We start from the raw sequence: 21,775 nt of genomic DNA on the forward strand, positions 1-21,775 counted from the left end.
TGCACTTAACCGCAAACACTGCTTATATTCAATTCTTGATGAGATGCGCTGATATTCGCCAAAGGCAGTTTCGGTTTATGGAAATATGCGTTAAACAATCCTATCTTTGTCGGATATAATACCGTCTGTACAGCAAGCCCATAACGGAGGATAAGCTGAAATGAAATTCTTTGTGGATACCGCCGATGTCAAAGACATCCGTGAACTCAACGATCTGGGACTGGTTGACGGCGTTACCACCAATCCATCGCTGATCCTGAAATCCGGTGGCAACATCATCGATGTGACCAAGGAAATCTGCTCGATCGTCAAAGGTCCGGTTTCCGCAGAAGTCACCGCGACTGACTATGCAGGCATGATGAAAGAAGCCGCCGTGCTGGCGAAAATCGCCGACAATATCTGCATCAAACTGCCGGTTACGCTGGATGGTCTGAAGGCCTGTAAGGCTCTGACCTCTGATGGCCATGAAACCAACCTGACTCTGTGCTTCTCAGCTAATCAGGCGCTGCTCGCAGCCAAAGCCGGTGCGACCTATATTTCGCCTTTCATCGGTCGTCTCGATGATATTGGTCTGAATGGTATGGATCTGATTGGTGAAATCCGCACCATTTTCGACAATTACGATTTTGAAACCCAGATTCTTGCTGCTTCCATTCGTACAGTGAACCACGTTAAGGAAGCTGCACTGATCGGTGCCGATGTTATCACCGCACCACCTGCCACCCTGAAAGCCCTCGTCAAACATCCGCTGACAGATAAGGGTCTGGAAGCATTTTTGGCAGACTGGGCAAAAACCGGTCAGTCGATTGCTTAATCCGGCAATAAACGAATGAATAAAAAAGCCCGCTTTTCAGCGGGCTTTTTTATATTCAAAACAATGTCGCAGCTTTTTAGAGCGGTTTCGGTTTTCATTGAAACGTGGAACCGCTCTAATTCTTTGTTTTTACGCATTATCCCACGCAAAACCGCTTCGCACTTTTGCTGGAAATGCTTTAAAAAAGCGGATGATCGTGACGAAAATGGTGATTTTTGAGCACCGGAACGGAATGTACTTTGAGGTACATGAGTACCGGAGCGCAGAAAATTGCCATTTGCAGACCGATCAGGCGTTTTTTTATGGGAGTTTCTGCATATCCTGAGCTAGGGACAGTACAAGATACTGCGCCAGCTCTTCTGCCGCACGTTGCTGGGCATCACGCTGAGCACGCAGGTTAGCAAACTCCTGACGCGGACGGTCATAGGATGCGATAACCTGACGGCGACCGCTGGCCACCACTTTTCCATCTCTGTCGCGAAGCGCGTAGTTAGAAATCATACGCACCGTACCGGCAGAAGGACGTCCGGTTGTGCTGTCACCGACATCCACCTCAACAGCAGATTCAGTAGACGTCTGTAGACCAAGCGCCAGATGATAGGCTGGCTGCGATGGTTCCCCTGCTCCGCCGGACAGGCCGAAGATCAGGCGGTTACGCACCGCCTGTGCAGGAATTGTATCCACATCATCCACTTTGATGGATGCCAGCTTGGTTTTCACGCTCGAAGGCACACCGCCAACACCGGCACTGCCGCTTGTTGAATAAAGCGGCTGCACCGTGCAACCGGCCACCAAAGCTGACAGGACGAGACCTGCCAGCACAGCCAGCCGCTTTTTACGGATCGGAGATTTGTCCATAGCTTGATGATCAGACAACGACATTCACAATCCTCTGCGGTACAACAACGAGCTTTTTAGGTGCATTACCGTTCAACGCAGCCTGCACAAAGTCAAGTGCCAAAACTGCTGCTTGAACTGTTGCCTGATCCGCATCACGCGCAATTGTAATATCACCGCGCTTTTTACCGTTGATCTGTACCGGCAGCGTAATGTCGTTCTCAACGAGCAGCGCTTCATCAATCACCGGCCAGCCACGGGTGGCAACCAGATCAGATGCACCCAGAGCCGCATTACACTGTTCAGCCAGATGCGGCATCATCGGTGCAATCATCGCGATGAACATATCGGTTGCTTCACGGGTGGCAGCCTTGGTCACATCATCCGCTTTACCGGCAGCAATCGCCTGCAAAGGTGTGCTCAGCACATTGAGCAACTCATAAAGACGGGCGATCGCGCGGTTGAAAACGATTTTCTCAATATCGTCGCCAACGGCTTTCACTGTCTTATGGGCAGCCTTGGAAATCTGCGCAGCATCACCTTCATAGGCAGCCTTTGGTGCAACGCCTTTCAGGTTTTCACCCGCTTCAGAAATCAGACGCCAGACGCGCTGCACAAATCGATGCGCACCTTCCGCACCGGCTTCTGTCCAAACGATATCACGCTCCGGCGGGCTATCCGACAGAGTGAACCAGCGCGCGGTATCCGCACCATAAGACGAAATAATATCATCCGGATCGACGACGTTTTTCTTCGACTTCGACATTTTCTCGATCGAGCCGATATCAACCGGTTCACCGGAATCCAGCATGGTTGCCGAACGAACGCCGTTCTTGTCTTCGATACGGATTTCCAGCGGCGATACCCACTGACCATTATGCTTATAGGTTTCGTGAACCACCATGCCCTGTGTGAACAGCCCCTTAAACGGCTCTTCCACTTCCAGATGACCGGCCACTTTCATGGCGCGTGTGAAGAAGCGCGAATAGAGCAGATGCAGGATCGCATGTTCCACACCGCCGATATACTGATCCACCGGCAGCCATTCGTCAGCAGCCTTGCGGTCAGTCGGTTCATTTTCCCAAGGGGCTGTGAAGCGCGCAAAATACCAGGATGAATCAACAAATGTATCCATCGTATCGGTTTCACGACGCGCCTGACTGCCGCATTTCGGGCAGTTGACATGCCGCCAGCCGTCATGACGATCCAGCGGATTGCCCGGACGGTCAAAGGTAACATCATCCGGCAGCTGCACCGGCAAATTATTACGCGGCACAGGTACGGTTCCGCAGGATTCGCAATGAATCATCGGAATCGGGCAGCCCCAATAACGCTGACGGGAAATACCCCAGTCACGCAGACGATATTGTGTCTTGCGGAATGCCTGCGGTTTGCCGTTGAGATCAGTCTTTTCCAGACGATCGGCGACTTCATTAAACGCAGCTTCCGGTGTCATACCGTCAAGGAAACGCGAATTGATCAGCGTGCCTTCGTCGCTATAGGCCGTATCGGTGATTGTGAAGCTTGCAGCATCCGCACCGGCAGGCAGAACAACCGGTGTTACAGTCAGACTGTATTTATTAGCGAAGTCCAGATCGCGCTGATCGTGCGCAGGACAGCCGAAGACCGCGCCTGTACCATATTCCATCAGCACGAAATTGGCGACATAGACCGGCAATGTCCATGAAGGATCAAACGGATGCTGAACGCGCAAGCCAGTATCGAAACCCTTTTTCTCAATGGTTTCGAGTGTGGCAACAGATGTACCATGCTGACGGCATTCAGCGGCAAAAGCAGCCAGACCTTCATTGCTCTCAGCAAGCTCCTTTGCCAGTGGATGATCGGCAGCAATCGCCACAAAAGATGCACCGAACAGCGTATCCGGACGGGTTGTATAAACCTCAATATCGCCTTCCCGTTCAGCAAGGGCAAAACGAAGCTGTAAGCCTTCCGACTTACCGATCCAGTTTTTCTGCATCAGGCGTACTTTGTCAGGCCACTGGTCAAGCGTATCCAGACCGGCGAGCAGCTCTTCGCTGAAATCGGTGATCTTGAAGAACCACTGGGTCAGTTCGCGCTGTTCAACCAGCGCACCGGAGCGCCAGCCGCGACCGTCAACAACCTGCTCATTGGCCAGAACGGTATTATCGACCGGATCCCAGTTGACCTTGGATGTCTTGCGGGTCACCAGACCTTTTTCAAACATATCAAGGAACAGCATCTGCTGACGGTGGTAATAATCCACGTCACAGGTCGCAAATTCACGCGACCAGTCCAGCGACAGACCCATAGTTTTGAGCTGGCGCTTCATGGTCGCGATATTCTGGTAGGTCCATTCTTTCGGGTGAACCTTATTCTGCATCGCCGCATTTTCCGCAGGCATACCAAAGGCATCCCAGCCCATCGGGTGCAGAACGTTAAAACCGCGTGCACGCTTATAACGGGCAATCACGTCGCCCATTGCGTAGTTGCGCACATGGCCGATGTGAATACGGCCGGACGGATAAGGAAACATTTCCAGCACGTAATATTTTTCGCGCGGGTCATCATTGGCGGTTTCGAAGATCTTGTTGTCTTCCCAGATCTTCTGCCAATGGGATTCGCTTACACGCGGATTATATCGTTCGGTTGCCCGTTCAGTTACCATGGCTGTATTTACTCATGCAAAGAGAATGGAATATGTAGTGCGACCTTCATCATGGATTGGCCAAAGCGTCAACCTTCTCCCATAGTGAAGCGGCAGAAAAAGGAGTTTTATACCATGAATGCACCCGCCAACCCCGTTGCGGACAACCTCAAAACCGTTCGCAATGCCATTGCGCAAAGCGAACACGAAGCGCAGCGCACAGCAGGTTCGGTGCAGTTGGTAGCGGTTTCCAAAACCTTTGATGCCGCTGAAATCACCCCTGTTCTGGAAGCGGGACAGCGTATTTTCGGCGAAAACCGTGTGCAAGAAGCGCAAGGCAAATGGCCTGAACTGCGTGAGCGTTTTTCCGACATTGAACTGCATCTGATCGGCCCGCTGCAATCCAATAAGTCGGCTGAAGCCGTAGCATTATTTGACGTCATCCAGACCGTTGATCGTGAGAAGATTGCCGCCAGCCTTGCGGTAGAAATCAAGAAACAGAACCGCGCCGTCAAATTATTCGTTCAGGTCAATACCGGCAGCGAAGAGCAAAAAGCAGGCATCGACCCGCGTGAAGCTGTGGGTTTTGTTGCCCGCTGCCGTGATGTACATGGACTGGAAATCGCCGGTCTGATGTGCATTCCGCCGGTCGATGAAAATCCGGGCCCGCATTTTGCCCTGCTGCGCAAACTGGCAACTGAAGCAGGCGTCTCTGAATTATCGATGGGCATGTCCGGTGACTTTGAAACCGCTATTGCTTTCGGCGCGACTTATGTGCGCGTCGGCTCTGCGATTTTCGGCAGCCGGCCACCGCTGACACAAGCCTGAGAGAACAGGTTTATTATCCTATAGAGTTGTGCACTTTATTCTGATGCAAAACCAACTTGTCGCAAATAATTGTCTTGCGTCACTCCATAACAATTATAAACTCCGGCGCAATCTCAGTCATTTATGCCGGAGATAGGATCTCGTTTGATCAATACGGGAGCCTTATCAGGTGTTTTCTGCCTGCCGCCCTGTGGCGTCATCAGACTTTCGCCTGATTTACGATGTGAGCCGTGCGCATTAACAATGGTGCGGCTTTTTATGCAATGTGCCGGCAAGGAGGGCCGCCGGCGCGAGGAGGAACTATGTCCGAGAAGAAATATCCCGTATTGCCGGAGGCGAAGGCGCGCGCGCTGATCGACAATGAAACCTATCTTTCATGGTATAATGAAAGTATCAGCGACCCTGACGCATTCTGGGGCAAACACGGTAAACGTATTGACTGGTTCACACCTTACACCAAGGTGAAAGATACGTCTTTCGAGGATAATGTCTCCATCCGCTGGTATGAAGACGGCGCTACCAACGTCTCCTATAACTGTATTGACCGTCACCTCGAAAAGCGCGGCGATCAGACTGCGATTATCTGGGAAGGTGACAACCCGTATATCGACAAAAAAATCACCTATCGCGAATTGCATGAGAATGTCTGCCGTCTCGCTAATGTGATGAAAAAGCATGGCGTGCGCAAAGGCGACCGCGTTACCATCTATCTGCCGATGATTCCGGAAGCCGCCTATGCGATGCTGGCCTGTGCGCGTATCGGCGCGGTACATTCCATCGTCTTTGCAGGCTTCTCACCGGAAGCACTGGCAGGCCGTATTATTGACTGCGAATCCACATTTGTTATCACATCGGATGAAGGTATCCGCGGCGGCAAACCTATTCCTCTGAAAGAAAATACCGATACCGCGATTGATATCGCCGCCAAGCAATATGTGTTTGTAAACAAGGTACTGGTTGTGCGCCGCACCGGCGGTAAGATCAACTGGGGTCGCGGCCGTGACCTCTGGTATCATCAGGAAGTTGCAAGCGTGGATGCGGTTTGCGAACCGGAGCCGATGAAGGCTGAAGACCCGCTCTTCATCCTCTATACATCCGGCTCTACCGGCAAGCCGAAAGGCGTGCTGCACACCACCGGCGGCTATCTCGTTTATGCTTCGATGACCCATGAATATGTCTTCGATTATCATGAGGGCGATATTTACTGGTGTACAGCAGATGTGGGCTGGGTCACCGGTCACTCCTATATTGTCTATGGCCCGCTCGCCAATGGCGCGACCACACTAATGTTTGAAGGCGTGCCGAACTTCCCTGATCAGGGACGTTTCTGGGAAGTGGTCGACAAACATCAGGTCAATATTTTCTATACCGCACCAACAGCGATCCGCGCTTTGATGGGTGCAGGCGATGAATTCGTGACCCGCAATTCCCGCAAATCTCTGCGCCTGCTCGGCTCCGTGGGTGAGCCGATCAATCCGGAAGCATGGGAATGGTATTATAATGTGGTCGGCGATCAGGCCTGCCCGATTGTTGATACATGGTGGCAGACCGAAACCGGCGGTATTCTGATTACCCCGCTGCCGGGTGCAACCGATCTGAAACCGGGCTCGGCAACCCGTCCGTTCTTTGGCATCAAACCACAGCTGGTTGATGCAGAAGGCGTTGAAATTGAAGGTGCAGCCGACGGCAATCTCTGCATCACCGATTCATGGCCTGGCCAGATGCGGACGCTTTATGGTGATCACCGCCGCTTTATTGAGGCCTATTTCACCACCTATAAAGGCAAATACTTCACCGGTGACGGCTGCCGTCGTGATGAGGACGGTTATTACTGGATTACCGGCCGCGTTGATGACGTGCTGAATATTTCCGGTCACCGCCTAGGCACTGCGGAAATTGAATCGGCACTGGTTTCGCATCATTCGGTATCGGAAGCAGCTGTTGTCGGCTATCCGCATCCGATCAAAGGTCAGGGCATTTATTGCTATGTCACACTGATGACCGGCGAAGCGGAGCATGATGAAGATGCTTTGCGCAAGGAACTGGTCAAGCATGTGCGCACCGAGATCGGACCAATTGCAACACCGGATATGATCCAGTTTGCACCGGGTCTGCCGAAAACCCGTTCGGGCAAGATCATGCGCCGTATCTTACGCAAGATTGCGGAAGATGATTTCGGCGCACTCGGCGATACATCAACACTGGCCGATCCGGCAGTGGTGGATGATCTGATCGAAAAGCGTCAGAACCGCAAATAAGAATAATAAAAAGGCCGGTTCAACCGGCCTTTTTTATTATATAGGTATCGGCCATTGCGGTCATATCCGGCTGACCGTCACTATAGGCAAAACCGGCCATCTCCAGATCACTGCCATCAATGATCAAGTCCTCATAAAGCTGCTCATACATGGCTTTTTTACCCAGCGGTATCAGCCCAGCCTGCATCAGTCGTCGCGGCACCGGCACCATTCTGTTCGCTCTGCCCATTGCCTGCCGCAGCATCATGACAAGTTGCTTTGTTGACAGCGCAACCGGATCAGCCAGATGAAAAATCCGGTGATCAATCTGCACTCGATCTGCCAGCGCCATAAATTCCAGCGCCCGCACCACATTGCTTAAAGAGACAAAGCTGCGCTGATTATTGGCACTGCCAAACGGCAAAGGCAGAACACTATCACAGAGTTTCAGCAGCAAGCGCAGATTACCGGGGGCACCGGCACCATAAACCAGCGCAGGCCGTGCAATACCAATCTCAATGCCCTGCATTTTCAAAAGCCCCTGCTCCGCCAGCGCTTTTGTATGCCCGTAATCCGATAGCGGATGATAGGATAAATCTGCTGTCAGCGGCGGCGGATGCCCCGCAACCACGTTAATTGTCGAAACAAAGATAAAGCGCTTCACGCCTGCCGCGCGCGCCTGCTCAGCCAATACCAATGCCAACCGATGATTAACGGCATCCATCTCTGCGGGAGAGGCAGCATTGCTTCCGCTTCTGTGCGCAATCCCTGCACAATGAATCACGCATTCAACACCGGAAAAATCAGGTTCACTCAGTTCATGACGTGCAATAATCCGCACCTCATGCGCGTGTTCACACAGATGCTGAACAAGCCTGCGCCCGATAAATCCGCCTGCACCGGTAACCGCAATTTTCATCTGTCAAACCCGTATTTGAAAACCTGTTTTCCTGATAGCAATGCTCTGACCATAATCATACCACTTTGCTGCCAAATGAGGCCGGATCATGCATTTTCACTTCAGCCCTGCACGGTCAGAGGATTTCAGCAGACTATTTGAACTGCGTCTGCGCACCATGCGGGAAAGCCTTGAACGTATCGGCCGTTTTGACCCACAGCGGGCGTTTAAACGTTTTCAAAACAGTTTTCGCCCGCAACATACCCGCTTGGTCATCGTCAAGAACCAGCTTGCCGGTTGTGTCGCTCTCGGGCCGGATCAAGATAACTGGCTTCTGGAGCATTTTTATATAGCGCAGGAATTTCAGGGGCTTGGCTTAGGGAGCCTTGTTTTAGCGCAACTGATTGGCGAGGCGGACCAAGCGGAAAAAACAATAAGTCTCAGCGTCTTGCAGCAAAGCGATGCTGCCCGATTTTATGAAAAACATGGATTTTTCAAAACCGGCGAGGATGAGTGGGATATTTACTATGCCCGCTTTCCGGTCATTTCACGTGAATCATAAAAAGCTAAAAAACACCGGCCTTTTAGAAATCAATCGTGCGGCCTTTGATTTCCCAGTCCCCAAAGCGCGCAGGGTCTTTACCACCGCGACCACCGATTTCCTTAGCCGTTTCGGTTTTCTGTTCGGCCTCGCGGCGTGCTTCTGCTTCCAGCAAAGCACGCTGAGCAGCAGGCGGCAGATCTTCAAAGTTTTTACGGAGCGCAGGGGCATCAGATTTCTGATAATCTGCCAATGAAACCACATTATTATTCACTGATGGTGTTTCATTACTCATGGTTTTTATCCTGTCGGTCTGCAGCATATATCAAAATTGTCTGTACTGATGGTATCATAGCCCGTGTCATATTGAAGATATAGTGTGCAAGCCCCATTTTATCATCACATGAAAATGACCTCATTGACTAACCGAAACGGAGATACTGAATGAACATGATGCGCACTGCCATGCTGATTGCCTTCATGACAGCCATGTTTATGAGTATCGGCTATCTGATCGGCGGCTCAAGCGGCATGATGATCGCCTTGGTTATCGCCGTTGCCATGAATTTCTTCAGCTACTGGAATTCCGACAAGATGGTGCTGCGTATGTATAATGCGCAGGAAGCTGATGAAAATACCGCACCGGAATATTACCGCATCGTGCGTGAATTGTCGGATCGCGCGGGTCTGCCAACGCCTAAAATCTATGTGATCAATGAAGATCAGCCCAATGCTTTTGCCACCGGCCGCAATCCTGAAAATGCAGCCGTTGCTGCCACCACCGGCCTGTTACAGCGCCTGAACAAGCAGGAAGTTGCAGCCGTCATGGCGCATGAGCTTGCACATGTGCAAAATCGTGACACGCTGACCATGACAATTACCGCGACGCTTGCCGGTGCGATTTCCATGCTCGGCAATTTCGCAATGTTCTTTGGCGGCAATCGTGAGAACAACAATGCGCTCAGCATGATTGGCACGATCATCGCCATGATTGTTGCACCGTTTGCGGCCATGATTGTGCAGATGGCTGTCAGCCGTACGCGTGAATATGCAGCCGACCGGCGTGGTGCGGAAATTTGCGGTAATCCGCTATGGCTCGCCTCCGCTCTCAACAAGATTGCCCGTGGCGCGCAGGAAACTGTGAATGAGGAAGCAGAACATAATCCGGCAACCGCCCATATGTTTATTATCAATCCTTTGAGCGGGCGCGGTGCGGATAATCTGTTCTCCACCCACCCTGATACGGCAAACCGTATTGCCGCATTGCAGGGCATTGCTCAGGAAATGGGCATCCATTCTGTGTCCGACTATGCAGATAATAGTTTCCAGAACCGTCAGACTGGTGCATATAGCCCGACAAATAACCAATCACAGAACCGCCCGCGCAGCACACCGTCACGGAATAATCCGTGGGGGCAAACGCCGCAGAGTGGCTCTTCACCGGATGATGAGCCGGAAAAACCCTATAAAGGACCGTGGTCTTGAACGATAAAAACCCTGCCGCAAAACACACCGGCTTTCGCTCAGATAAAAAGCCGTTTGATAAGCAGAGTCAAAATCAGGATCATAGTCTTGGTCAGTCCGAGGCTGAATATCGCGTCAAACTCGAAGCAGAGCATCCGGGGCTGAATGTGCGCCTGTGCGCCGCCAAGCTACTCAATGCTGTGGTTGCTAAAAACACCTCGCTCGACGGCCTCACAGATGCACATCACGGTCACCCGCAATATATGGAACTGGATGACCGTGACCGTTCACTGGTTCGCGCCATTTTGGGCACCGCACTGCGTAACCGCAACACGATTGAAACAGCTCTGTGCAAGCTGCTTGACCGGCCATTGCCTGCCAATGCGCTCGCTCTTCAGCAATTGCTCCATGTCGGTGCGGCCCAGATCCTCTATCTCGATGTGCCGGATCATGCAGCGGTGGATATTGCTGTAACCTCCGCCAATATCGATCCGCGCAACCGCAAATATGCCAGTCTCGTCAATGCTGTGCTGCGCCGCCTCACCCGCAATAAAGACCGCGCCATTGAACTGAAGATTCCGAACGGCCCTGAATGGTATATTGAAGGCCTGACCAAAGCCTATGGTAAGGAACAGGCAGAAGCCATTCTGGCCATGCAGGCACATGAGCCGTCGATCGATCTGACAGTCAAAAGCAATCCGGCGGAGTGGGCTTCAAAACTCGGCGGCACAGTTTTGCCAAATGGTTCTGTGCGTCTCGGTTCCTTTGAAGGTTCTTTGACTGCATTGGAAGGCTTTGCGGAAGGTGAATGGTGGGTGCAGGATGCAGCGGCCAGTCTGCCAGCCACATTGCTTGGCGATATTAAAGGCAAACGTGTTGCCGATCTCTGCGCAGCCCCCGGCGGTAAAACTGCCCAGCTGATTATGGCTGGCGCAAAGGTCACAGCATTTGACATCAATAAGAACCGCCTCAAGCGTCTGAAAAGCAATCTCGACCGTTTGCAGCTTGATGCAGAACTGATTGCCACCAATATTCTCGACTATCAGACCGATGAATTGTTCGATGCCATTTTGTTGGATGCGCCATGCTCATCCACCGGCACTGTGCGCCGTCATCCGGATGTACTCTGGACAAAAACACCGGAAGATATCGTCAGACTTTCGCAAGTGCAGGCCAATTTGCTGCGCCATGCCATTTCTCTGGTCAAACCGGACGGCATTATCGTCTTCTCCAATTGCTCGCTGAACCGCGAGGAAGGTGAAGATATGGCGCAGGCAATCATCGCTGAAGGTATTCTGAAGCCTGAGCCTTTCAAACCCGAAGAGCTGCAAGGCATGGAACAGATGATTACAGATCAGGGTTTCCTGCGCTCAACGCCTGCTGATTTGCCTCATGCCGAGCCGAAAATGGCCGGACTGGACGGTTTTTTTGCAGCGCGCTTCCGGCGTTCCGTTTAAAACTTACTTGAACACGTTATCTGTTTCTTAAAAATCTTGCCAATTCACATCATTCTGCGGCTCATAGTTAACAAAGAGTTCACTATTGCCGTGGAATGATAGATCATGAGTACATAGCAGCATAGGCGGCAGGGAAATGTCTCCCTCAGCCCTGATATGTTCCGAGGAGTATCCCGCCGTGAATGTCGCGCTGAGCGAAACCCCGCATCTGTGGACTCTGGCCGTCGCCCAAAGCTGGCGGCGCTTCAGCAGACGTGTGCGGCGCGGCCCGATGTTCCGCTGGCGGTTTTCCGGTTTCACGCCTGAGCGGGTGCTGATTGCCCCGCCGGATTTGCGCGTGGCTGACCCGCAGCTTGCACAGGAATTCTATCACGGCCGTTATGCACTGGCCGGACGGCTGGTCGAAACCGGCGGCATTTCCCCTTTCGCTATTGAACCGCCGACCGATGCATGGGAGGCAGCCCTGCACTCCTTTGGCTGGCTACGCAATATGCGCGCTGCGGGAACCGAGCTGGCTATGGTCAATGCGCGGGCTCTGGTTGAAGACTGGATCCGCATGCATGGCAAACGCATTGAAGGCATAGCCTGGACACCGGCAATCACCGCGCAGCGCATTATTGCTTGGCTGCAACATTCCAACATCATTCTGGCAACCTCTGATCTTGCGACCTATCGCAAATTCATGCGCTCACTGGCCATGCAGGTGCGTTACCTGCGCACTATGACCGGTGTTATGGATGACGGTGAAGATAAGCTGCGGGCACGTATTGCCCTGTCTTTCGCCAGTCTCGCGCTGCCGGTTTCACAATCCATGACACGCTCGGCGCGCCGTCATCTTGAATATGAGCTGAACCGGCAGATACTACCGGATGGCGGCCATATTTCGCGCAATCCGGCAACCGTGCTGGAGCTGCTGGCCGATCTGCTGCCATTGCGCCAGACCTATAGCAACGGCAATGAAACACCGCCGAAAGCGCTGATTGAAACTGTAGAGCGGATGCTGCCTGCATTGCGCTTCTTCCGCCATCAGGATGGCAGTCTGGCATTGTTCAATGGCGTGGGGCCAACCTTGCCGGAACGCCTGATTTCTGTACTGCGCCACGATGAAACGGACGGTGCGCCCCTTACCCATGCACCACATTCCGGCTATGAGCGCCTGCATATGGGCTCTACCACCATTATCGCGGATACAGGTCTGCCACCACCGGTCACAGCCTCAAGGGATGCGCATGCCGGTTGTCTGGCATTTGAAATGTCCTCAGGCCGCCAGCGCTATATTGTCAATTCCGGTATCGACCGCTTCGGTCCGGCGGAATTCCGTCCGCTTGGACGCACCACAGCGGCCCATTCGACGGCAACAATCAACGACACATCGTCCTGCCGTTTTAGCCTCAATTCCAGTATTTCCCATGTCTTGGGAACACCGATCATCGCAGGCCCGGCCAGTGTCAAGCGTCAGCGGCTGGAAGGCATGGGCGAACAAGGTTTTGTCGCCAGCCACGACGGCTATGTCAAACTTTTTGGCTACACGCATGAGCGGCAGATCGTTCTGTCACACAATGGCAGTCTGATTGAAGGTGTTGACCGTTTTATCAAATCGCACCTCAAAACCACGCGGAACAATCGCAACAAACAGCAATCCGATCTGGTGACGGTGCGGTTTCATATTCATCCGCAGGTCTATATCCGTATGGACGAAGACGGCATTGTGCATCTCACTGCCGATCATGATGACAGCTGGGCATTTTCCTGCGCCGATGTCATGCCGCAGCTCGAAGATTCGATTTTCTTCGCCGGTTTCCGTGGCCCTGTGCGCTCACGTCAGATCGTGCTGACATTCTCAGCCACCCAGACCGATCATGTCAGCTGGCGTTTCACCCGTACCGGCCTCGGTCAATATGTGTGACAGGCGTTCAAATCCGCTGTTTTAGAGTAGGATTCCTGCAAAAGCTGTGATACGCCGCCTTTGTCCCACTTTACCGGATTGATGTATGCGACGGGTAATCAGATCCGTCCTGACGCACAGTCCCGACATAAAGCACAAAGAGACCGTCATGGCTGTCAGCTCCAAACATATTCCCGCTCCTGATCTTTTCCCTGTGCGCCGCGCGCTGCTTTCCGTATCGGATAAAACCGGTCTGGTTGACTTTGCCCGCGCATTGCACGCAAAGGGCGTTGAGCTTCTGTCCACCGGCGGTACCGCCAAATCTATCGCAGCTGCGGGCATTCCCGTGCGCGACGTGTCGGAAATCACCGGCTTCCCTGAAATCATGGATGGCCGCGTCAAGACATTGCATCCAAGCGTGCATGGCGGCCTGCTGGCTGTGCGCAATGATCCGGAACATGTTGCGGCAATGGAAGCCCATAATATTACCGGCATTGATCTGGTTGTGATTAATCTCTATCCGTTTGAAGAAGTGCGTTATCAGGGCGGTGATTACGACACCACCGTTGAGAATATCGACATCGGCGGTCCTGCCATGATTCGCGCTTCGGCCAAGAACCATGCTTATGTGACCATTGTCACCGATCCTAACGATTATGACAGCGTGATTGCAGAACTGGAAACCGGTGCAGGCTCCCTGCCTTATGCTTTCCGTCAGCGCATGGCCGGTAAGGCTTTTGCCCGTACCGCTGCTTATGATGCTGCGATTTCCGGCTGGTTCGCAGAAGCCACGAAAGAGGAAGCACCACTGCACCGTGCACTGGCCGGTAAGCTGCATTCTGTGATGCGCTATGGCGAAAACCCGCACCAAAAAGCAGGCTTCTATCTGACCGGTGAAAACCGCGCCGGCGTGGCCACCGCCACGCAGCTTCAGGGCAAGCAGCTGTCCTATAACAATATCAACGACACTGATGCAGCTTACGAGCTGGTGGCAGAATTTGATCCGGCAAAAACCGCAGCCGTTGCCATCATCAAACATGCCAATCCATGTGGTGTAGCTGAAGGCGCATCCCTGAAAGACGCTTATCTCAAGGCCTATGCCTGCGATACAGTCTCAGCCTTTGGTGGCATTGTAGCCCTCAACCGCACATTGGATGCAGAAGCCGCGGAAGAAATCGTCAAGATTTTCACCGAAGTGATTATCGCACCGGATGCAACACCGGAAGCGCAGGCCATTGTCGCCGCCAAGAAAAACCTGCGCCTGCTGGTGACCGGCGGTCTGCCGGATGTGCGCGCACCGGGCATTGCCGCCAAAACCGTTGCCGGTGGTCTGCTGATCCAGAACCGTGATAACGGCAATGTTGATGACATTGACCTCAAAGTCGTTACCAAACGTGCGCCGACGGCTCAGGAAATGATTGATCTGAAATTCGCTTTCCGCGTTGCCAAGCACGTTAAATCCAATGCGATTGTTTATGTTAAAGACGGTGCAACTGTGGGTGTTGGCGCAGGCCAGATGAGCCGGATTGACTCTTCCCGTATTGCAGCACGCAAGGCAGAAGATGCAGCCGCAGTCGCGGGTGGAGAACCTTTGACCAAAGGTTCAGTTGTGGCCTCTGATGCGTTCTTCCCGTTTGCTGACGGCCTGATCTCGGCTGTTGAAGCCGGTGCCACAGCGGTTATTCAGCCGGGCGGTTCAATGCGCGATGATGAAGTGATTGCAGCCGCTGATGCAGCCGGCATTGCGATGGTCTTTACCGGTATGCGCCACTTCCGCCACTAAACTTATCAGTGATCTAAAAAAGGCGGCTTTTCAGCCGCCTTTTTTTATTTTCCTTATTTCGCCGGATAAGGAGACTTGATCGCCAGATATAGTCCGGCGACAAAAAACAGCACCAGCACCGCAATACCAAGGCGTGGTGAACCGCTGGCAGCCGTCATGCTCGCCACCAGAAACGGTGCCAGAAAACTGGTTGCGCGTCCGGCCAGCGCATAAATACCGAAATAGCGCCCTGCCTCATGCGGCTCGACACTGCGGGCAAACCAAGATCGTGAAGAGGCCTGCACCGGCCCGAAAGCAATGCCGATCAGCATACCGAAAGCCAGATAGGCTTTTTCTCCGCCGGAGGAAAACAGCCCTGTATTACTGTCCGGCGCAAAATGCACCAGACCATAAAGCGTATAATCCGGCCCTGTGGAAACAATACCCAATGTGGCAATCAGCAACAGCACCAGCGACACCACAACCACCCATTTTGAGCCGAACCAGCTATCAACATAACTGGCAAACCAGCAGCCGAAAATCGCCACAACATTGAGGATAATGCCGAACAGACCGATCTCGGTGATCGACCAGCCAAACATCGCCGCAGCAAAGCCACCACCCAGCGCCAGCAGCGCATTCACCCCGTCCTGATAGATCATCCGCGCAATCAGAAATCGGAACAGAGCAGCTTTTTTGCGTACTTCATGCAGTGTTTCTTTCAGCTCTGACAAGCCTTCGCTGATGGCGGCTTTCAGCCCCATGCCTTTTTCCTGATCCGGCGTGAAGATAAACATCGGCAGAATGAAAATCAGATACCACAGCGCGGCAATTGGCCCTGTGATACGGGCATCCTCACCTTTCAGTGCATCCAGATGCCAAAACGGCTCTATGCCAATCAGCGTTTTCCCCGTTTCCGGCGATGCCGCCAGACAGGTCACCACAAAGATCAGCACGAGCATACCGGCAAGATAGCCAAGCCCCCATGCAAAATTCGACACCCGCCCGATATGCGAGGCAGGGATGAGCCGTGGCATCATGGAATCGTTGAAAACAATAGAGAATTCCGCCGCAACGGAAGCGCATATAAAGGCTAACAACACCCAGACATAGCTTGATCCAGGCTCCGCAAACCATAGCATAGACAGGCTGATGATTTTGATAATGGCAAAGAAGCCGATCCACGGTTTTCGCGCACCAGTTTTATCCGCAATGGAACCCAGTGCTGGAGACAGGATAGCGATGATAATACCGGCAAAAGCTACCCCATACCCCCAGGCCGCCTGCCCCGAAACAGGATCATCCGACATGCGGGAAATGAAATAAGGCCCGAAAATAAAAGTTGTGACGACTGTGAAAAACGGCTGAGCCGCCCAGTCAAAAAACATCCAGCCCCAGATGCCTTTGTTCCACATGCTGTCATGTGCCGGTCGTTCTGCAGACGGATGTGTGATGCTCAAATCACTGCCCCCAAATCAATCATTGCAACTATTTAAAACAAAAGGGCCGGTTTAACACCAGCCCTTTCTGTTATGTCATCAATCAGCCGATGATCAGCCTGCAAGATCCGCCATAAAACCGGCGGCCACGGCCAGACGGGAAACACTTAAATCCCCGCCTTCTGTCAGCGCAATCATGCGCTGGCGCACACCGTCAATCCGCTCGGCATCACGGGTCAGCCAGCTCTGTACCGGATCGGCCTCACCTTTGAATTTGGTGAGCGCTTCCATCGTCACAGCGCGGGTTGCCTGTGTGATCGTGTCTGTTGCACGCGACAAAGCCAGACCATCATAATAATCTGTCACCGGCACCGCAGACGCAGCCTTTTCAATATTGGCAATGCGGAATGCATCAACAATTTTGAAGTAAGCCGTCGCGGCACTCATCAGCTCGGCTTTGCCCTGATAGGCAATCAGCGCAATATCCGCCATCAACTTGGCTGACTGGAGACGGGCAAGCTTGCGCGCCAGCGCTTCACCTGCACCTTTGGCAACATACTTAGCCGTATCTGCGGTAATCAGATCAGCGATGAAGTCAGGCATCAGCTCTTCAAGTTTTGGCTCCAGCGCCATTCGTGTGCGCTTAACAGCACTGACCATCTCGCTCAAAGTGGCATCAAAGCGGTTGTTACGCAGCACCCATGCCGAAGTCGAGAACAACATATCCCCGACCAGCGCATAAAACTCGTTCTGCACTTTGCCCGGAATTTTATTATCCAGCGCATTAATCGCCTGATAGAGCTGCTCCGTTTCAAAACCATCGGCCACAGCCACATAGGCACGCAGAATTTCTGCCGGTGCCTCGGCGGTCAGATCGCTCAGGCGGCTGACAAATGTAGGTCCGCAACGATTGATCGCATCATTGGACAGAAGTGTAGCAATGATTTCGCGATGCAGACGGTGATGGGTAATATCCTTGGCAAAACGCTCCTGCATTTCCTGCGGGAAATAGCCGAACAGGCGTGAATGCAGATAGGTATCATCCGGCAGATTGCTGGCGATCAGGTCATCGGACAGCACCATTTTGCCATAGGCCAGCAGTACCGCCAGTTCAGGACGGGTCAGGGCTTCACCACGCTTCTGGCGGTCACTCAGCACCTGATCATCCGGCAGATATTCCACCTTGCGATCGAGCAATTTGCGACGTTCCAGAGACGACATCATCCGCATCAGATAAGGCAGCTCGGATGTGCCGCGCTTTTCAACCAGCGACAAGGCCAATGGCTGTTCATAATTATTATGCAGAACCAGCGCTGCCACTTCATCCGTCATCTGCGCCAGCAACACATCGCGTGCCTCGCGGGTCAGACGGCCATCCTGCAGGCTTGGGGTCAGGGCAATCTTGATATTGACCTCAACGTCAGACGAGTTCACGCCTGCCGAATTGTCGATCGCATCGGTATTGCTGCGTCCGCCATTGAGGCTGTATTCAATACGGCCACGCTGGGTTGCACCCAGATTAGCGCCCTCGCCGATCACCTTGGCGCGAACCTCACGTCCGGTAATGCGTATGGCATCATTGGCGCGGTCACCGACCTGCGCATCACTTTCTTCGTTTGCGCGAATATAAGTGCCAATACCGCCAAACCACAACAGATCAACCTGCGCCCGCAGGATTGCACCGATCACCTCATTCGGCGTTGCCGTCAGTTTGCCCAGACCAATTGCTTCAGCAGCGGCCTCAGACAAGGTAATGACCTTCTGCGAACGGCTAAACACACCGCCACCGGCAGAGATTTTTGACCGGTCATAATCCTGCCAGCTGGAGCGCGGCACATTAAACAGGCGCTGGCGCTCAGCAAAAGTTGAATCCGTATCCGGCATCGGATCAATGAAAATATCACGGTGATCAAAAGCGGCGATCAGCTTGATTTTCGGTGACAGCAACATGCCGTTACCAAAAACGTCACCGGACATATCACCCACACCGGCAACAGTGAAAGGTGTGGTTTGAATATCAATGTCCATCTCGCGGAAATGACGCTTCACGGCTTCCCATGCACCACGGGCAGTAATGGCCATTTTCTTATGGTCGTAACCGGCAGAACCACCAGAAGCAAAAGCATCATCCAGCCAGAAATGCTGTGCCTGACTGATCGCATTCGCCGTATCGGAGAAAGTGGCTGTGCCCTTATCCGCTGCTACCACGAAATACGGATCATCATTATCCTGACGGATAACATCAACCGGCGGTACAATTTTGCCGTCGATAATATTGTCAGTGATTGAAACCATTGTTGAGATAAAGGTGATATAGGCAGCACGTCCTGCCTCAAACACAGCATTACGATCACCGCCAACCGGCAAGCGCTTCGGATAGAAGCCGCCCTTGGCACCACCGGGCACAATCACCGCATTCTTTACCTGCTGCGCCTTTACAAGACCCAACACCTCTGTGCGGTAATCCTGCGCACGGTCAGACCAGCGCAAGCCCCCACGCGCCACCGCACCAAAGCGCAGGTGAACACCTTCAACTTCCGGCCCGTAGACAAAAATTTCACGGTAAGGGCGTGGTTCCGGCAGACCGTCTACCGCACGCGGATTGAGCTTTACCGCCAGTGTTACCGGCGCATTGCCGTTCTTGTCATGCATATAGGCATTGGTGCGCAGCGATGCTTCAATCAGATTGCGGTAGCGACGCAAAATCTGGTCATCATCAATGCTTGGCACCGATTGCAGAGCGGTTTCAATCGCCTCAGCAATAGCCAGTTCTTTAGCCTCTTCACCCTTATCGTGGGCAAGTGCCGGATTAAAGCGCAGGTCAAACAACGTGTAGAGATACGTAGCAATTTCCGGATAACGGTTGAGCGTAGCCGCGATAAAGTCCTGCGAATAGGTGATCCCTGCCTGCTGCAGATAACGGCCATACATCCGCAAAATCATAATCTGGCGTGCGGTCAGACGTCCGCTTTGCGCGAGACCGTTATAGCCGTCATTATCAGCCTGTCCGTTCCAAACGGTGCGGAATACATCATCCAGAAGATCGCCGTCATCGCTCAGATCAACGGCTTTGTCCGAAGCGCTGACAATCAGCATATCATGAATATGAACGGTGTTTTTTCCACCTGTTGCAGTCTGCACCGGAAGAGCAAAGGTCTGCTCGCTGATAACGCGGAAGCCCATATTTTCCAGCAACGGCACACGCTGCGACAGCGCAAGTGCCTCACCGAAATGATAGAGCTTCAGGAAGGCCGCCTGCGGCTCCTGTGTATCATAACGGTAGAAATCCACATAAAGCGGGCTCTCTTCCGTCAGCGCTTCGATGCGCACGGCGTCAACCAGCGCTTCAGTTTCATTAAATGTCTCACGGTAGGATTCAGGGAAGCCGGAAGCCAGACCAATCACACGCGGGGCAAAAGTCTGCGAGCTTTCCTCAGCCGCATCACGCACACCATCTTCCCATGTGCGGACAAAGGTGCGGATCTGCTTTTCCAGTGTCTCACGCGCCATTTCACTCACGCTGCCGTCATGGCGGCGGATGATGAACTGAACGCGGGTCACGCCCTTATCAAGGAAGACCGGATGGAATTCCACGGATTCACCGTGATAAACATCCATCAGATAATTGCTGATCGCTTCACGCACAACCGAGTCATAACGGTCGCGCGGCAGATAAACCAATACGCTGACAAAACGGCTGAAACGGTCAATGCGCGGCAGCACACGGACACGCGGACGCTCATCCAGCGCAACAATCAGTTCCGCATGATCGGTCAGGGCATCCAGATCAATCTGGAACATGTCATCACGCGGATAATCCTCCAGAACCCGCACCAGCGCCTTGCCGGAATGGTCAGCCGCGTTAAAGCCGAGACGGCCGATGACGGCCTCTGCCTTGCCACGCAGATAAGGAATTGTGCTGAGGAAGGATGTATAGGCGGTTGATGTAAACAAGCCTACCAGACGCATTTCGCCGGTCACTTTGCCGTCTGCATCAAACAGCTTGATGCCGATATAGTCGATATATTCACGGCGATGCACCAGCGAGCGGCTGTTGCCCTTGGTAATCAGCAGGCTTTCAGAGCTTTTGAGAAAGTCCTGCAATTCCTGTATGATAGAAGCATTATCCTGCCCTTGGCGCAAAACGCGGATATCTTCATCGCGCAGTATCCCCAAGGAAGGTGTGTCGGCCTGTACAAGCGTGCCGTCTTTTGCCTGATAGCGAAACTCGCGCATGCCGAGAAATGTGAAATTGCCGTCACGCAGCCATTTCAGCAGAGCAGTCGCCTCACGGCCCTCTGCGGTATCCGACAGGTTTTTAACATTAGCGTAAGATGCGATCACCTCATCAAGGCGGGCCAGCATCGGTTTCCAGTCGCTGACGGCAGCATAGACCTGCCCCAGCACCTGACCCAGAGCTTTCTCCAGCGCCGCACGCGCTGTTTCATCCATCTGTGGCAAGTGCAGCTGAATCACACTGACCTGTTCAGTGCCTGCCACGGATTTGCCGGAGCTTGCTTCACCGTGAACTTCATAAGTGCTGCCGTTGAAGGCGACATTCAGCACCGGATGCACAACCATATAGATCATGCCGGAGCGCTCAAGAATTTCACCCATCGTGGAATCGAGCAGAAACGGCATGTTGCGGTTAATCAGCGTTACCACGGTCAGCGGACGTCCGCGACGGCGCAGAATACTGTCATTATCGACAGTAATTACCGGTTTGTCTGAGCGGTAAGAGCCGAGCGCCGTTAATGCGAGCTTGGCAGCTTCTTCCATATCACCGGCATCATAGGCCGCAATATCTTCAGCCGGCGCCCATTCAAACAACAGCTTTGCGAACTGAGAAGCTACAGGCTCAGAGATATTCTGATAATCGACAACGAATTTGGTCTGAGCGGTATGGTCTGTATCGGCACTCACTGTAAAACTCCTCATTATACAGACCGCCTCTGCCTGAAGTACCTTCGGCCTGCTCCATCTCTCA

15 protein-coding genes are annotated in these 21,775 nt (G+C 53.0%); 9 read left to right on the forward strand and 6 right to left on the reverse strand.

Features of this window, described 5'->3' with window-relative positions; all coding sequences use genetic code 11:
- Window positions 1-160: 160 nt before the first annotated feature.
- Together fsa and P8H26_RS10285 are read left to right on the forward strand one after the other, a co-directional pair.
- Complete coding sequence (gene fsa / locus P8H26_RS10280) at window positions 161-814, forward strand: fructose-6-phosphate aldolase (RefSeq protein ID WP_121994152.1); 654 nt, start codon at window positions 161-163, stop codon at window positions 812-814.
- A 15-nt stretch (window positions 815-829) separates the two neighbouring features.
- A complete protein-coding gene (locus tag P8H26_RS10285; protein WP_289632948.1) occupies window positions 830-1,033 on the forward strand; it encodes a hypothetical protein in 204 nt (67 codons plus the stop codon).
- Window positions 1,034-1,114: 81 nt separating this feature from the next.
- Here the strand turns inward: P8H26_RS10285 and lptE are convergent, their stop codons facing one another.
- Entirely contained in the window at window positions 1,115-1,672 is a 558-nt protein-coding gene (gene lptE / locus P8H26_RS10290) for an LPS assembly lipoprotein LptE (RefSeq protein WP_289632937.1), read from the reverse strand.
- Between the two features lie 10 nt (window positions 1,673-1,682).
- Window positions 1,683-4,298, reverse strand: coding sequence for a leucine--tRNA ligase (leuS, locus tag P8H26_RS10295; RefSeq protein ID WP_289632875.1), 2,616 nt, complete (start codon window positions 4,296-4,298; stop codon window positions 1,683-1,685).
- A 114-nt stretch (window positions 4,299-4,412) separates the two neighbouring features.
- Between leuS and P8H26_RS10300 the strand changes: the two genes are divergently transcribed.
- Together P8H26_RS10300 and acs are read left to right on the forward strand one after the other, a co-directional pair.
- Window positions 4,413-5,105, forward strand: coding sequence for a YggS family pyridoxal phosphate-dependent enzyme (locus tag P8H26_RS10300; RefSeq protein ID WP_289632876.1), 693 nt, complete (start codon window positions 4,413-4,415; stop codon window positions 5,103-5,105).
- Window positions 5,106-5,407: 302 nt separating this feature from the next.
- Window positions 5,408-7,363: an acetate--CoA ligase gene (acs, locus tag P8H26_RS10305; RefSeq protein ID WP_289632877.1), complete on the forward strand. Its 1,956-nt coding sequence runs from the start codon at window positions 5,408-5,410 to the stop codon at window positions 7,361-7,363.
- Between the two features lie 19 nt (window positions 7,364-7,382).
- Here acs and P8H26_RS10310 read toward each other — a convergent pair whose 3' ends face one another.
- Window positions 7,383-8,261 (reverse strand): NAD-dependent epimerase/dehydratase family protein, encoded by an 879-nt coding sequence (locus tag P8H26_RS10310; protein ID WP_289632878.1) that lies wholly within the window; start codon window positions 8,259-8,261, stop codon window positions 7,383-7,385.
- Window positions 8,262-8,418: 157 nt separating this feature from the next.
- On the opposite strand from P8H26_RS10310, the gene P8H26_RS10315 reads away from it, so the two are divergent.
- Window positions 8,419-8,802: an N-acetyltransferase gene (locus P8H26_RS10315; RefSeq protein WP_289632879.1), complete on the forward strand. Its 384-nt coding sequence runs from the start codon at window positions 8,419-8,421 to the stop codon at window positions 8,800-8,802.
- 22 nt (window positions 8,803-8,824) lie between these two features.
- Here the strand turns inward: P8H26_RS10315 and P8H26_RS10320 are convergent, their stop codons facing one another.
- Window positions 8,825-9,076 (reverse strand): DUF1674 domain-containing protein, encoded by a 252-nt coding sequence (locus P8H26_RS10320; RefSeq protein WP_289632880.1) that lies wholly within the window; start codon window positions 9,074-9,076, stop codon window positions 8,825-8,827.
- 149 nt (window positions 9,077-9,225) lie between these two features.
- On the opposite strand from P8H26_RS10320, the gene htpX reads away from it, so the two are divergent.
- The 4 genes from htpX (at window position 9,226) to purH (ending at window position 15,370) form a co-directional block, all read left to right on the forward strand.
- The gene (gene htpX / locus P8H26_RS10325) at window positions 9,226-10,266 is read left to right on the forward strand and encodes a zinc metalloprotease HtpX (protein ID WP_374708273.1); all 1,041 of its coding nucleotides are present in this window, start codon (window positions 9,226-9,228) and stop codon (window positions 10,264-10,266) included.
- Entirely contained in the window at window positions 10,263-11,702 is a 1,440-nt protein-coding gene (locus tag P8H26_RS10330; RefSeq protein WP_374708274.1) for an RsmB/NOP family class I SAM-dependent RNA methyltransferase, read from the forward strand. Before htpX ends, P8H26_RS10330 begins: the two co-directional genes overlap by 4 nt.
- A gap of 178 nt (window positions 11,703-11,880) precedes the next feature.
- Window positions 11,881-13,608, forward strand: a complete 1,728-nt coding sequence (locus P8H26_RS10335) for a heparinase II/III family protein (protein ID WP_289632881.1) — start codon at window positions 11,881-11,883, stop codon at window positions 13,606-13,608.
- Between the two features lie 148 nt (window positions 13,609-13,756).
- Window positions 13,757-15,370 (forward strand): bifunctional phosphoribosylaminoimidazolecarboxamide formyltransferase/IMP cyclohydrolase, encoded by a 1,614-nt coding sequence (gene purH / locus P8H26_RS10340; protein WP_289632882.1) that lies wholly within the window; start codon window positions 13,757-13,759, stop codon window positions 15,368-15,370.
- Between the two features lie 53 nt (window positions 15,371-15,423).
- Here purH and P8H26_RS10345 read toward each other — a convergent pair whose 3' ends face one another.
- On the reverse strand, window positions 15,424-16,764 hold the full coding sequence (locus P8H26_RS10345; protein WP_289632940.1) for an MFS transporter: 1,341 nt from the start codon (window positions 16,762-16,764) through the stop codon (window positions 15,424-15,426).
- A gap of 138 nt (window positions 16,765-16,902) precedes the next feature.
- Window positions 16,903-21,726: an NAD-glutamate dehydrogenase gene (locus tag P8H26_RS10350; protein ID WP_374708275.1), complete on the reverse strand. Its 4,824-nt coding sequence runs from the start codon at window positions 21,724-21,726 to the stop codon at window positions 16,903-16,905.
- Window positions 21,727-21,775 lie beyond the last annotated feature (49 nt).

This window comes from Pseudochrobactrum sp. sp1633, from assembly GCF_030376605.1.
In the GTDB taxonomy this organism is placed as follows: Bacteria; Pseudomonadota; Alphaproteobacteria; order Rhizobiales; family Rhizobiaceae; genus Pseudochrobactrum.

Coding starts and splice junctions, on each gene's coding strand:
- fsa (WP_121994152.1), top strand. CDS start 161: ATGAAATTCTTTGTGGATACCGCCGATGTCAAAGACATCCGTGAACTC.
- P8H26_RS10285 (WP_289632948.1), top strand. CDS start 830: ATGAATAAAAAAGCCCGCTTTTCAGCGGGCTTTTTTATATTCAAAACA.
- lptE (WP_289632937.1), bottom strand. CDS start 1,672: ATGGACAAATCTCCGATCCGTAAAAAGCGGCTGGCTGTGCTGGCAGGT.
- leuS (WP_289632875.1), bottom strand. CDS start 4,298: ATGGTAACTGAACGGGCAACCGAACGATATAATCCGCGTGTAAGCGAA.
- P8H26_RS10300 (WP_289632876.1), top strand. CDS start 4,413: ATGAATGCACCCGCCAACCCCGTTGCGGACAACCTCAAAACCGTTCGC.
- acs (WP_289632877.1), top strand. CDS start 5,408: ATGTCCGAGAAGAAATATCCCGTATTGCCGGAGGCGAAGGCGCGCGCG.
- P8H26_RS10310 (WP_289632878.1), bottom strand. CDS start 8,261: ATGAAAATTGCGGTTACCGGTGCAGGCGGATTTATCGGGCGCAGGCTT.
- P8H26_RS10315 (WP_289632879.1), top strand. CDS start 8,419: ATGCGGGAAAGCCTTGAACGTATCGGCCGTTTTGACCCACAGCGGGCG.
- P8H26_RS10320 (WP_289632880.1), bottom strand. CDS start 9,076: ATGAGTAATGAAACACCATCAGTGAATAATAATGTGGTTTCATTGGCA.
- htpX (WP_374708273.1), top strand. CDS start 9,226: ATGAACATGATGCGCACTGCCATGCTGATTGCCTTCATGACAGCCATG.
- purH (WP_289632882.1), top strand. CDS start 13,757: ATGGCTGTCAGCTCCAAACATATTCCCGCTCCTGATCTTTTCCCTGTG.
- P8H26_RS10345 (WP_289632940.1), bottom strand. CDS start 16,764: ATGTGGAACAAAGGCATCTGGGGCTGGATGTTTTTTGACTGGGCGGCT.
- P8H26_RS10350 (WP_374708275.1), bottom strand. CDS start 21,726: ATGAGGAGTTTTACAGTGAGTGCCGATACAGACCATACCGCTCAGACC.